The organism is Streptococcus symci (assembly GCF_006385165.1).
Taxonomy (GTDB): Bacteria; Bacillota; Bacilli; order Lactobacillales; family Streptococcaceae; genus Streptococcus; species Streptococcus symci.
Genome location: NZ_VFJA01000003.1, coordinates 21,683 through 35,418, shown reverse-complemented (window position 1 = coordinate 35,418; position 13,736 = coordinate 21,683). Strand labels below are relative to the sequence as shown.

The window sequence follows — 13,736 nt, the reverse complement described above, 5'->3', positions numbered from 1 at the left end:
TAATTGATTTTAAGTGGACGAGATAACCACTCTACTACACAATTTCTAAGGATAGAGTGGAAATCATTACTTAACCGAGAACGGATTTATAGTAGACAACTTAGTATCATTTTTGGAATGATAATGCGCAGTCCTTCAAATGGAAACAGAAGAAAAGTACTTTTCATTTATTGTAAAAACCGATTTTTCGGAAAGTCATCAACGTTTTGGTCAGGGTGGCGTTTGTTATGTATCTTCATAGTGAAAACTGCTTCAAAGGTTCCATCGAATATAAACATAAAAAATTCCAACATCTTGGAAGTGCTGTGACAAATAATGAATACTCTGCTTGGGCAACTACGAAAATTAGTGTAGCAATCAAAACTATGTGTATCGTTCAATCACAATTTCCTCATACCCTAATTATCTTTGTTATTAGATTAAAAGGAATAGCAGCCTTTTAATTCCAAACAGATAATTTTTATTTTGAGGTATTTCATTATATAATAGAATACATGCAACCGTGACGTATGGTTACGTTATCGTTTCTATATAAAATTTGAGGAGAAAATTCATGAAAAAGGTGATGTTAATTATCAACCCTACTTCTGGTGGCGAGAAGGCTTTGGATTACAAAGAAAAGTTAGAGAATAAAGCCAAAGAATTCTTTGAACAAGTAGATACTAAAATCACTGAAAAAGCGCTAGATGCTACAAATTTCGCTTCAGAAGCTTCAGAAGAAGGCTATGAAGCTGTAGTAGTTTTTGGAGGAGATGGTACCGTTAATGAAGTCATTTCTGGTATTGCTGAAAAGGACTACGTTCCTAAACTTGGGATTATCCCAGGAGGTACTGGTAACTTAATTACCAAACTTTTGGAAATCAATCAAGACATCGATGGCGCTATTGATGAACTGGATTTTGATTTAACCAATAAGATTGATATCGGTAAAGCAAATGACAATTATTTTGGTTATATCTTTAGTATCGGTTCACTTCCTGAGGCGATTCACAATGTTGAAATCGAGGACAAGACAAAATTCGGTATTCTGGCCTATGCTGTAAATACCATGAAGTCTGTCATGACAGATCAGGTCTTTAACATTAAGGTGGAGACAGAGAATGGAAATTATGTTGGTGAAGCGAGTCATGTTTTGGTTCTCTTGACAAATTACTTCGCTGATAAGAAAATCTTTGAAGAAAACAAGGATGGCTATGCCAATATTTTGATTCTAAAAGATGCCTCAATCTTTTCAAAATTATCCATCATTCCTGACTTATTAAAAGGTGATGTTGTAGAAAATGATAACATCGAATATATCAGAGCACGTAATATTAAGATCTCTTCAGATAGTGAATTGGAGTCAGATGTTGACGGCGATAAATCGGATAACCTACCTGTAGAAATCAAAGTCCTAGCTCAACGAGTAGAAGTATTTTCAAAACCGAAAGAGTAAAAGGTAAAAATTAGTTTATTATTCACAACGAAATTAAGTTCTATATCAACGATTGGAGGAGGAATGAATTCTCTATTTGATGAATTTCGAACAATTTGTTCTCATTTAAACCAAGTCGGAATCACTCCGACGCTCATGGGGTCTTTGGGGTTTGAATACCGATCAAATGAAGAATGGAGGCCGTCTGACATTGACATTCATGTGCCTGGTGACCCTAGAGGTTGGGAAGCACCCGATCATCTCAGAATTTATGAGTGGGACAAGATAATGAAAGTGATGAAACACTTAGGCTACACCTTAATAGATATTCATGAGCATGAATTCCAAAAAGATGGTCTGAGTGTTGAATTCGGAAGTATCGATTCTTTACCTGATTTTGCAGGAGTTTCGGAATCGGATATAGAGCTGATTCATCTCGAAAACAACACTTTTCGCGTTCCAAGTTTAGAACAGTATTTAAGTATTTACAAGGCTTCTTCCCAAGATTCTTATCGAAATGAGCACAATAACAATAAGGATTTTAAAAAAATTGAGTGGATGGAAAGACATTTGTAAATCATCATTTGAAAGGTAGCAAGTTGTAAGACTGGCTGCTTTTTTATTTATAGAACGAAACCACTAGAATCTACGGACAAGCCTTGAAAATAAAATACGAAAGTAGTATACTAGAATCACAATCATGAAAACGTTTGCGTAAAATTTGAATTAATACTTTAGGAGACAAATTTATGGAATTAAGCGCTATTTACCATAGGCCTGAGTCGGAGTATGCCTATCTTTATAAGAATAAGAAGATTCATATTCGGATTCGAACTAAGAAAGGGGATATTGAAAGCATCAACTTGCATTATGGTGATCCTTTTATTTTTATGGAGAAGTTTTATCAAGATACAAAGAAAATGTCCAAGATAACTTCTGACGCTTTATTTGATTATTGGCAGGTTGAAGTGTCCGTTGACTTTGCACGTATCCAGTATCTCTTTGAAGTCACGGATACAGAAGGTCAAAGTATTTTTTATGGCGATAAAGGGTGTGTGGAAAATTCTCTAGAAAATCTCCATTCTATTGGGAATGGATTTAAGTTACCCTATCTTCATGAGATTGATGCCTGCAAGGTTCCTGACTGGGTTTCAAATACGGTATGGTATCAGATATTTCCTGAGAGATTTGCTAATGGAAATGCTCGATTAAACCCAGAAGGGTCATTAGACTGGGATTCATCTATCACACCTCAGAGTGATGATTTCTTTGGTGGTGATTTACAGGGTATTATTGACCATCTGGATTACTTGCAAGACTTGGGCATTACTGGACTTTATCTTTGTCCTATCTTTGAATCTACGAGCAATCATAAATACAATACGACAGATTACTTTGAAATTGATCGTCATTTTGGAAACAAGGAGGTATTCAGGAAACTGGTAGAGAAAGCCCATCAGCGTGGCATGAAAATCATGCTGGATGCTGTATTTAACCATATTGGTTCACAATCTCCTCAATGGCAAGATGTTGTCAAAAATGGTGAGCAATCTGCTTATAAAGATTGGTTCCATATTCAACAATTCCCAGTGACGACTGAAAAGCTAGCTAATAAGAGAGACTTACCCTATCATGCTTTTGGTTTCGAGGACTATATGCCTAAGCTAAATACAGCCAATCCAGAGGTCAAGGATTATCTTTTAAAGGTTGCGACTTATTGGATTGAAGAGTTTGATATCGATGCTTGGCGTTTGGATGTGGCTAATGAGATTGACCATCAATTCTGGAAGGATTTTCGTAAGGTAGTTTTAGCTAAAAAGCCTGATCTTTATATCCTTGGAGAAGTTTGGCATACATCTCAGCCTTGGCTAAATGGAGATGAGTTCCATGCGGTCATGAATTATCCTTTATCTGATAGCATCAAGGAGTATTTTTTGCGTGGTGTTAAGAAGACTGATCAGTTCATCGATGAAATCAATGGTCAGTCTATGTATTACAAGCAGCAGATTTCAGAGGTTATGTTTAATCTCTTGGATTCTCATGATACAGAACGAATCTTGTGGACGGCCAATGAAGACGTTCAACTGGTCAAATCAGCTCTAGCCTTTCTCTTTTTACAAAAGGGAACACCCTGCATCTATTACGGAACCGAGTTATCCTTGACTGGCGGTCCAGACCCAGATTGTCGACGTTGTATGCCTTGGGAACGTGTATCTAAGGACAATCAGATGCTGTGCTTTATGAAAAAATTAATCAAAGTTCGTAAGGAAATTTCATCAATTATACAGCATGGAACATATCGTCTTGAAGAAATCAAACGGGATGTGGTATCAGTGAAATGGGATTATAAAGGACAAAAAGTAGAAGCCATTTTTAATAAATCCAAAGAAGACTATCTTTTAGATAATGAGTTAATCGCTTTGGCTAGTCATTGTCAAGATTTGAATGCTCAGCTCAACATCCTACCAAAAGGTTTTGCTGTTTCTATTAAGAATAACTAAGAGGTGAAAAAAAGACTGTAATCTATTACAGTCTTTTTTAAACTTATATAGTATAATAAGGATATAGGACAATTTAAACAGTTGGGTACCGATATGAGATTAAAAAATAAATGGGAATCTGATTCAAAACAGTATCGAAGATATCATCTGAAACAAATGATACATTCAGTGATTTATGGACTAGCTATCGGTGATGCCTTGGGTGTTCCAGTAGAGTTTAATGATAGAGATAGCTATCAGATTTTAGATATGGTGGGCTATGGTACCTATAATCAACCAGCTGGTACTTGGTCAGATGATACGTCTCTTTCCTTAGCACTTATTGAACACCTATGTGAGGATTCTGATTTGAATGAGTTGATGGATAAATTTGTTGCTTATCGTCAGGGCTACCTGACACCTTTTGGGTATTGTTTTGATATTGGTGTTGCGACTAATCAGGCGATTGAACGGTATTTGGCGGGAGAATCTCCAGAGAAATGTGGAGGGACTAGTGAGAGGGATAATGGCAATGGAGCTCTGATGAGGATATCTCCCTTAGCTTTGCTCTTACATGAAAATTTTGATTTCAGTTATAGATCGAAAATAATTGAGCAGTATACTAAACTGACCCATGCTCATCCAAGGTCTATCGTGGCATCTATTCTTTATGTCCAATTTTTAATCGGCTTTCTTCTTAACATTCGATTAGAAAAATTACTTTGTCAATCAAAACCTTATTTTGAAGATTATTTTAAGAAAAAACCAGAATACTGGAAAGAATATCAAGAACATTTTAGAGAACTATTTGACCAAGACTTTTATCAAAAATCAAGGGAAGAGATTACCTCTACAGGCTATGTTGTTGATACCCTGAAGGCTTGTCTCTGGTGTCTTGGAACAACAAAGAATTTTGAAGAAGCAGTCTTAAAAGCTGTTAATCTTGGTGAGGATACCGATACCATAGGTGCTATAACAGGTAGCTTAGCAGGAGCTATCTATAAACTTGAATGCATACCAGAAAGATGGATAGAAAAATTGGCTAATAGATCATTACTTGAAGAAAAATGTCATCAATTACTAGAATATATGGATAAATAAAGGAGAAATATATGAACCAATCGAAAAACATTCTAAGGATAGGGATTTGTTCTCTATTACTTTTAGGCTTGGCTGCATGTCAACAAAATACAGCACCGACAGGTTCAGATAACAATAATCAGACTCAAACTAGTCCTTCTAAGGAATCAAATCCATGGAAGGCTTCTTACAGTAATTTAAATAATCAAGTTAGTTCAGAAGAAGTTAAAAGCCTCTTATCAGCCCATTTGGATCCAAATAGTGTAGATGCCTTTTTTAATCTTGTAAATGACTATAATACAACTGTAGAATCGACTGGCTTATCTGGAGATTTTTCTTCTTTTTCAAAAACTGAGTACGATGTTGAAAAAATCAGCAATCTATGGAAGCAAAAGAAAGGCGATTTTGTTGGTACAAACTGTCGTATCAATAGTTACTGTCTCTTGAAACATAGTATTACAATTCCTAAGTTAGAAAAAAACGATGACTTACTTTTCCTAGATAATGATGCCATTGATAAAGGTCAGGTTTTTGATTCTAAAGACAAAGAAGAGTTTGATGTGCTTTTTTCTAGGGTAAAAACAGAGGCAACTACGGATGTCAAGGTCCATGCTGAGAAGATGGAAAAATTCTTTTCTCAATTTCAATTTAACGATAAAGCTCGAATGCTTTCTGTAGTCTTGCATGATAATTTAGATGGGGAATATTTGTTTGTTGGGCACGTTGGAGTTCTAGTGCCAGCTGATGATGGCTTCTTATTTGTAGAGAAATTAACTTTTGAAGAACCTTACCAAGCCATTAAATTTGCGACCAAAGAAGATTGTTATAAATATCTAAATACCAAGTATGAGGACTATACAGGAGAAGGTCTAGCTAGACCTTTCATCATGGATAATGATCAGTGGGTTAATATCTAAAGGTAATCTAACATGGATATAGTATTAAGCATTTTATGTTTATTCTTGATAGGGATATGGGTGAGTACGATCACTAACAGTCGGAAAATAGGTAAAAATGAAAGATTTATAGGTTATATTCAAAGATATGATATAGATGGGGAAGGTTATCAACAGGAAGTATGGGAAGTGACTGACGAGGAAGATTCATGATTTCTTTACAATACTTTTCATATTATCAAACAGTCTATTTGTACTTTTACTAAGATTGGTATATAATTTATCCTATATAAAATGAAGGGGTCATATGATGGAATTAAAAGATTTTACAGAAAAAGAACAGGAAATGATTAAGAATGGACTTACGACGTCTAAGATTAGTGACAAGGAAACTGCAGCTAAAATTCTAGCTCTAGTCCCTCAAGAATTAGTGAAAAAAATTCCATTTTTCGTCAGAAAACATGCGACAACACGTACAATCAAACGAATTTCTATTGAACACCCTGAGCTCTACGCAGCAGCTCAAACTAGTGGTGAAATTCCTGAAAAAGAAAGAGAAGAATTGCGCCAGATTATCACAGATATTTTCCAAGAGAAAATGAATAAGCACAAGATTCGTTAAAATACATATAAAAAGAACTAGGATTCCTAGTTCTTTTTATATGCGTTTTCATATTTATTTTTATAACTATTTTTAGTATCTTTCAAGATAATCACGAACAAAGTATTCCAATTTTGAAATAAAGTACTTTACAAGCTTTTCAAAACATGATATAGTAGTAAAGCTTAGAAAATAAGATGATGTTTTCTAGCAAATATAAACCCGAGTAAAAAATGCCTACGGACAGGCAGGGTTGAATGCCGAAGCGTGGTTGCAAAACCATATTATTGATAGGGTTAAAAGCCTACTTTTATAAGTTGATGTTAGGACGTTTGTCCTAATTCATAAAATTTTAGTGTGGTGAAAGCACACGTCATCTTGTGAAACGATCAATAAAGTACGTAATATTTGCTACTAGAGAGTTAGGAAACATCGGGAACAGACATACTCAACAGAAACAAACATAAAAACGTCAGAAGATTGCAGAGCAGGTGAAAACCTGCTCTTTTTTCATGAGTCAACCTTTAGTAGCCTTCGTTTTCTTGAAGCACTACAAATACGGTAAAGGAGTATGTCTTGATAAAACTAGATCAAAATCAAGCGCCCATTTATGATGCCTTGGTTAAATTACGCAAGAAAAGGATTGTCCCCTTTGATGTACCAGGACATAAACGAGGTCGGGGAAATCCTGAGTTAGTTGAACTTCTGGGTGAAAAATGTGTTGGCATTGATGTCAATTCTATGAAACCCTTGGATAATCTAGGGCACCCCATTTCGATTATTCGGGATGCAGAGGAACTGGCTGCAGATGCTTTTGGAGCTAGTCATGCTTTTCTAATGATTGGTGGAACAACCTCATCTGTTCAAACTATGATTCTGTCAACCTGCAAGTCTGGAGATAAGATTATTCTACCACGAAATGTCCATAAATCTGCCATCAATGCGCTGGTTCTATGTGGTGCCATTCCCATCTATATCGAGATGAGTGTAGATCCTAAGATTGGTATCGCTTTAGGTCTTGAAAATGACCGAGTAGCACAGGCCATAAAGGAACATCCAGATGCCAAGGCTATTTTGATTAACAATCCTACTTACTACGGCATCTGTTCAGACCTAAAAGGATTGACAGAAATAGCTCATGAAGCTGGCATGCTAGTTTTAGTTGATGAAGCCCACGGAGCGCATTTACACTTTACAGATAAATTACCTCTATCTGCTATGGACGCAGGTGCTGATATGGCAGCAGTTTCCATGCATAAGTCTGGTGGGAGTTTGACACAGAGTTCGATTCTTTTAATTGGGGATCAGATGAATCCTGAGTACGTTCGTCAGATAATCAACCTGACCCAGTCAACATCTGCCTCTTACTTATTGATGGCTAGTTTGGATATTTCGCGTCGCAACTTGGCCCTTCGTGGTAAAGAGTCCTTTGAGAAGGTTATTGAACTATCAGAGTATGCTCGTCGTGAAATCAATGCTATAGGCGGTTATTATGCCTACTCAAAAGAATTAATTGATGATGTCACAGTATGTGATTTTGACGTGACCAAGTTGTCAGTTTACACTCAGGGAATAGGATTAACAGGTATCGAGGTTTATGACCTTTTGCGTGATGAATACGACATCCAGATCGAGTTTGGAGACATCGGGAACATTCTGGCTTACATTTCAATTGGTGATCGGATACAAGATATAGAACGCCTAGTCGGTGCACTAGCCGATATTAAACGACTTTATTCTAGAGATGGGCAAGACTTGATAGCTGGTGAATATATCCAACCAGAAATGGTGTTATCTCCTCAAGCAGCCTTTTACTCGCAACGCAGAAGGCTGCCTTTGGCAGATGCTGATGGCGAAGTATGTGGTGAATTTGTCATGTGTTACCCTCCTGGAATCCCTATCTTGGCACCAGGGGAACGTATTACCAAAGAGATAGTGGATTATATCCAATTTGCTAAAGAACGTGGTTGTTCACTTCAGGGGACGGAAGACCCAGAGGTCAATCACATCAATGTCATTGAAAGAAAGGAGATCTAGATGGATTTATGGTTTTCTGAGGTTCATACTCCAGATGTGAAATTATCCCTGAGAACGGCCAAACAACTCTATGCGGGTAAAAGCGAGTGGCAGGATATCGATGTCTTAGACACACCAGCTTTTGGGAAAATATTGGTTTTAAACGGCCATGTCCTATTTTCAGATGCAGATGATTTTGTCTACAATGAAATGACTGTTCATGTTCCTATGGCTGTTCATCCCAATCCCAAAAAGGTCTTGGTTTTAGGTGGTGGAGATGGCGGGGTCGCTCAAGTTTTAACCCTCTATCCTGAGTTAGAACAAATTGATATTGTAGAACCAGACGAAATGCTGGTTGAAGTTTGTCGCAAGTATTTCCCTGATTTTGCAACGGGTCTAGATGATCCTCGGGTCAATATCTATTACCAAGACGGGCTACGTTTTTTGCGAAACTGCGAAGATGACTACGATATTATTATCAACGATGCGACAGATCCATTTGGTCATACTGAAGGGCTCTTTACCAAGGAGTTTTACGGCAATAGTTACCGCGCTCTCAAGGAAGATGGTATTATGATTTACCAGCATGGAAGTCCCTTCTTTGATGAGGATGAGTCAGCTTGCCGAAGCATGCACCGTAAGGTTAATCAAGCCTTTCCAATTAGTCGGGTCTACCAAGCCCACATCCCAACCAGTCCAGCTGGCTATTGGTTGTTTGGTTTTGCATCGAAAAAATACCACCCTGTCAAAGATTTTGACAAGGAAGGCTGGAAAAAACGCCAGCTTTTCACAGAATACTACACTGCAAACTTACATGTAGGAGCCTTTATGTTGCCTAAGTATGTTGAGGACATTTTAGAAGAAGAGGAAGGAAAAAAATGAGTCGTTTATTAGTTATTGGATGTGGGGGCGTTGCCCAAGTTGCTATTTCAAAGATTTGCCAAGATAGCGAAACCTTTACAGAGATTATGATTGCTAGCCGTACCAAGTCAAAATGTGATGATTTGAAGGCTAAATTAGAAGGGAAAACAAGTACAAAGATTGAGACAGCTGCTCTTGATGCTGACAAGGTTGAAGAAGTCATTGCCCTGATTAAAAGCTATAAGCCAGAAGCTGTTTTAAACGTAGCCCTTCCTTATCAAGACTTGACCATCATGGATGCTTGCTTGGCTACAGGTGTTCACTATATCGATACAGCTAACTATGAAGCAGAGGATACAGAAGATCCTGAGTGGCGTGCTATCTACGAAAAACGCTGCAAGGAACTTGGTTTTACAGCCTACTTTGACTACTCATGGCAGTGGGCTTATCAAGAGAAATTTAAAGAAGCAGGCTTGACAGCTCTTCTTGGTTCTGGTTTTGACCCAGGTGTGACTAGTGTTTTTTCAGCTTACGCCCTTAAACATTATTTTGATGAAATCCATTATATCGATATTTTAGACTGTAATGGTGGGGACCACGGTTATCCATTTGCAACTAACTTCAATCCAGAAATCAACCTACGAGAGGTTTCAGCTCCAGGTTCTTACTGGGAAGATGGAAAATGGGTTGAGGTTGAAGCCATGTCTATCAAGCGTGAGTACGATTTCCCTCAAGTTGGACAAAAAGACATGTATCTCCTCCACCACGAAGAAATCGAATCATTGGCTAAGAACATTCCAGGTGTTAAACGCATTCGTTTCTTTATGACCTTTGGTCAATCTTATCTAACGCATATGAAATGCTTGGAAAATGTTGGTCTCCTTCGTACGGATGCCATTAACTTCAACGGCCAAGAAATTGTTCCAATCCAATTTTTGAAAGCCTTGCTTCCAGATCCAGCCAGCCTTGGACCACGTACAGTTGGTAAAACCAATATCGGATGTATCTTTACAGGTGTCAAGGATGGTGTTGAAAAGACCATCTACATCTACAATGTTTGTGATCATCAGGAATGTTACGCAGAAGTTGGTTCACAAGCAATTTCTTACACGACAGGAGTTCCAGCCATGATTGGGACAAAATTGGTTATGAACGGTACTTGGAAACAACCTGGAGTGTATAACCTTGAGGAGTTAGATCCAGACCCATTCATGGAAGCTTTGAATGAGTATGGTTTGCCTTGGGTTGTGGTTGAAAATCCACAAATGGTGGACTAATGAAGCTAGAACAAGTACCAACACCAGCTTATGTCATTGACTTGGCTAAGTTAGAAGCTAATTGCCGCATTCTACAATATGTTCAAGAAGAAGCCGGTTGCAAGGTTTTGCTTGCCCAGAAGGCATATTCCCTCTACAAAACCTATCCCTTGATTAGCCAGTATCTATCTGGTACAACTGCAAGTGGTCTTTATGAGGCCAAATTGGCAAGGGAAGAATTTTCTGGTGAAGTCCATGTTTATGCACCTGCTTTCAAAGATTCAGACTTGGAAGAATTACTTGAAATTACTGACCACATTGTCTTTAATTCTGAGAGACAATTGCGTAAGCATGGGGCTCGTTGTCGGGAGGCTGGTGTCAGTGTTGGTTTGCGCCTCAATCCTCAGTGTTCAACACAGGGTGACCATGCGCTCTATGACCCCTGTGCACCAGGTTCTCGTTTTGGCGTGACACTAGATAAAATTCCTAGTGATTTGTTGGATTTGGTGGATGGACTTCATTTTCATACCCTTTGCGAGCAAGGTTCAGATGATTTAGAGACAACTTTGAAAGCAGTAGAAGCGCAGTTTGGTCCCTACTTACATCAAGTTAAATGGCTCAACATGGGTGGTGGTCATCACATCACAAGAGAAGATTATGATGTGGATTTGCTGATTTCTGAGATCAAGCGTATCCGAGAAACTTACAATCTTGAAGTTTATATCGAGCCGGGTGAAGCCATTGCTCTTAATGCTGGCTATTTGGCAACAGAGGTTTTGGATATTGTCGAAAACGGTATGGAAATCTTGGTTTTAGATGCCTCTGCGACCTGTCATATGCCTGATGTACTTGAAATGCCTTATCGACCACCATTGAGAGCTGGCTATGAAGCACAAGAAAAATCCCATACCTATAGACTTTCTTCCAATACATGTCTGACGGGCGATGTGATTGGTGATTATAGCTTTGAAAATCCAGTCCAAATCGGAGATAGACTTTATTTCGAAGACATGGCCATTTATTCTTTTGTCAAAAATAATACTTTTAATGGTATTGGATTGCCAAGTCTCTATCTCATGGACGAACAGGGAGACTGCAGCTTAGTCAAAGCCTTTGGCTATCAAGATTTTAAAGGGAGATTATCATGATGGACAGTCCAAAAAAATTAGGCTATCGTATGCCAGCAGAGTACGAACCCCATCATGGTACCCTCATGATATGGCCGACTCGACCAGGTTCATGGCCCTTTCAAGGTAAGGCAGCTAAAAAGGCTTTTAGCCAGATTATCAAAACCATAGCAGAAGGGGAAAGAGTTTATCTCTTGGTGGAGCAAGGCTATCTATCTGAAGCCCAAGACTACCTTGGAGATAGCGTTATTTATCTAGACATTCCCACCAATGATGCCTGGGCGCGTGATACTGGACCAACCATTCTTATCAATGATAAAGGACAGAAATTAGCCGTGGATTGGACCTTCAATGCTTGGGGTGGGGCTGTAGATGGTCTTTATCAAGATTATGAAGAGGATGACCAAGTAGCCACTCGTTTTGCTGAGGCCTTGGAAATGCCTGTTTATGATGCCAAACCTTTTGTCCTAGAAGGCGGAGCAATCCATAGCGATGGTCAAGGAACCATTCTCGTGACTGAAAGTTGCTTGCTTAGTCCTGGTCGCAATCCTAACCTGACTAAAGAGGAAATCGAGAATACCTTATTAGACAGCCTTGGAGCTGAAAAAGTTATCTGGCTGCCTTATGGTATTTATCAGGACGAAACCAATGAACACGTTGACAATGTTGCTGCCTTTGTTGGTCCTGCAGAACTTGTTTTGGCTTGGACAGACGATAAAAGCGATCCTCAATATGCCATGTCAGCAGCTGATTTAGCGCTTTTAGAGAAGGAAACGGATGCAAAAGGTCGTCACTTTACCATTCATAAATTGCCTATCCCTGCAGTTCGACAAGTTGTTACAAAAGAAGATCTTCCTGGTTATTCCTACGAAGAAGGTGAAGAAGAACGCTACGCAGGTGAACGACTAGCAGCTTCCTACATAAACTTTTATATCGCCAACAAGACTGTCCTTGTTCCTCAGTTTCAGGATAAAAATGACCAAGTAGCCTTAGATATCCTCAGTAAGTGTTTCCCAGACCGTAAAGTTGTCGGAATACCAGCCAGAGATATTCTCTTAGGTGGTGGCAATATCCACTGTATCACCCAACAAATCCCAGAATAGGAGAAAAAGATGAGAAATGTAAAAGTTTCAGCTATTCAGATGCAATGTGCCAAGGATGTGGCAACAAATATTCAAACAGCAGAGCGTTTAGTACGTCAGGCAGCAGAACAAGGCGCACAAATTATTCTTTTACCCGAATTATTTGAACGTCCATACTTTTGTCAGGAACGTCAGTATGACTACTACCAGCATGCCCAATCCGTAGCAGAAAACACTGCCATTCAGCATTTTAAGGTGATTGCTAAGGAACTACAGCTTGTTTTACCGATCAGTTTCTATGAAAAAGATGGCAATGTCTTGTATAACTCTATTGCCGTCATTGATGCAGATGGAGAAGTGCTGGGCGTTTACCGAAAGACCCACATACCAGATGACCATTATTATCAAGAAAAGTTTTATTTCACACCTGGCAACACAGGTTTCAAGGTCTGGGATACTCGCTATGCTAAGATTGGGATCGGTATCTGTTGGGACCAATGGTTCCCTGAAACAGCGCGCTGTCTTGCGTTAAATGGTGCTGAATTGCTCTTTTATCCAACTGCTATTGGCTCTGAGCCTATCCTAGATACGGACAGTTGTGGTCATTGGCAACGTACCATGCAAGGACACGCAGCAGCTAATATTGTTCCAGTCATTGCAGCCAACCGCTATGGCTTTGAAGAAGTCACTTCAAGTGAGGAAAATGGCGGACAGAGTTCCAGTCTTGACTTCTACGGTTCCTCCTTTATGACGGATGAAACAGGAGCTATTCTAGAACGAGCTGAAAAACAAGAAGAAGCTGTTTTGTTAGCAACTTATGACCTAGATAAGGGAGCAAGCGAACGCCTAAACTGGGGCTTGTTTCGAGATAGAAGACCCGAAATGTATCAACGCATTACGGACTAGTAGGGGAGAAATGAGAG

12 protein-coding genes and 1 pseudogene are annotated in these 13,736 nt (G+C 38.8%); all 13 read left to right on the top strand.

The window, feature by feature from the left end; translation table 11 throughout:
* Window positions 1–104 precede the first annotated feature (104 nt).
* A pseudogene (locus FJN11_RS10835) lies at window positions 105–368 on the top strand (DUF1349 domain-containing protein); the annotation flags it as partial.
* 185 nt (window positions 369–553) lie between these two features.
* Window positions 554–1,435 (top strand): diacylglycerol/lipid kinase family protein, encoded by an 882-nt coding sequence (locus FJN11_RS06810; RefSeq protein WP_140224412.1) that lies wholly within the window; start codon window positions 554–556, stop codon window positions 1,433–1,435.
* A 63-nt stretch (window positions 1,436–1,498) separates the two neighbouring features.
* Complete coding sequence (locus FJN11_RS06805; RefSeq protein WP_140224411.1) at window positions 1,499–1,990, top strand: nucleotidyltransferase domain-containing protein; 492 nt, start codon at window positions 1,499–1,501, stop codon at window positions 1,988–1,990.
* A gap of 173 nt (window positions 1,991–2,163) precedes the next feature.
* Complete coding sequence (locus FJN11_RS06800) at window positions 2,164–3,915, top strand: glycoside hydrolase family 13 protein (RefSeq protein WP_140224410.1); 1,752 nt, start codon at window positions 2,164–2,166, stop codon at window positions 3,913–3,915.
* Window positions 3,916–4,008: 93 nt separating this feature from the next.
* Complete coding sequence (locus FJN11_RS06795; RefSeq protein WP_140224409.1) at window positions 4,009–4,995, top strand: ADP-ribosylglycohydrolase family protein; 987 nt, start codon at window positions 4,009–4,011, stop codon at window positions 4,993–4,995.
* 11 nt (window positions 4,996–5,006) lie between these two features.
* Window positions 5,007–5,891: a DUF4300 family protein gene (locus tag FJN11_RS06790; RefSeq protein WP_140224408.1), complete on the top strand. Its 885-nt coding sequence runs from the start codon at window positions 5,007–5,009 to the stop codon at window positions 5,889–5,891.
* A 289-nt stretch (window positions 5,892–6,180) separates the two neighbouring features.
* Window positions 6,181–6,492, top strand: a complete 312-nt coding sequence (locus FJN11_RS06780; RefSeq protein WP_140224427.1) for a hypothetical protein — start codon at window positions 6,181–6,183, stop codon at window positions 6,490–6,492.
* A gap of 555 nt (window positions 6,493–7,047) precedes the next feature.
* A complete protein-coding gene (locus FJN11_RS06775) occupies window positions 7,048–8,508 on the top strand; it encodes an aminotransferase class I/II-fold pyridoxal phosphate-dependent enzyme (RefSeq protein WP_140224406.1) in 1,461 nt (486 codons plus the stop codon).
* Window positions 8,509–9,369, top strand: coding sequence for a polyamine aminopropyltransferase (gene speE / locus FJN11_RS06770; RefSeq protein ID WP_140224405.1), 861 nt, complete (start codon window positions 8,509–8,511; stop codon window positions 9,367–9,369).
* Complete coding sequence (locus FJN11_RS06765; protein ID WP_140224404.1) at window positions 9,366–10,625, top strand: saccharopine dehydrogenase family protein; 1,260 nt, start codon at window positions 9,366–9,368, stop codon at window positions 10,623–10,625. The genes speE and FJN11_RS06765 overlap by 4 nt, the downstream gene beginning before the upstream one ends.
* Window positions 10,625–11,752, top strand: coding sequence for a carboxynorspermidine decarboxylase (gene nspC / locus FJN11_RS06760; RefSeq protein ID WP_140224403.1), 1,128 nt, complete (start codon window positions 10,625–10,627; stop codon window positions 11,750–11,752). The genes FJN11_RS06765 and nspC overlap by 1 nt, the downstream gene beginning before the upstream one ends.
* On the top strand, window positions 11,749–12,834 hold the full coding sequence (gene aguA, locus FJN11_RS06755; protein ID WP_140224402.1) for an agmatine deiminase: 1,086 nt from the start codon (window positions 11,749–11,751) through the stop codon (window positions 12,832–12,834). Before nspC ends, aguA begins: the two co-directional genes overlap by 4 nt.
* A 9-nt stretch (window positions 12,835–12,843) precedes the next feature.
* A complete protein-coding gene (aguB, locus tag FJN11_RS06750; RefSeq protein WP_140224401.1) occupies window positions 12,844–13,719 on the top strand; it encodes an N-carbamoylputrescine amidase in 876 nt (291 codons plus the stop codon).
* Window positions 13,720–13,736 lie beyond the last annotated feature (17 nt).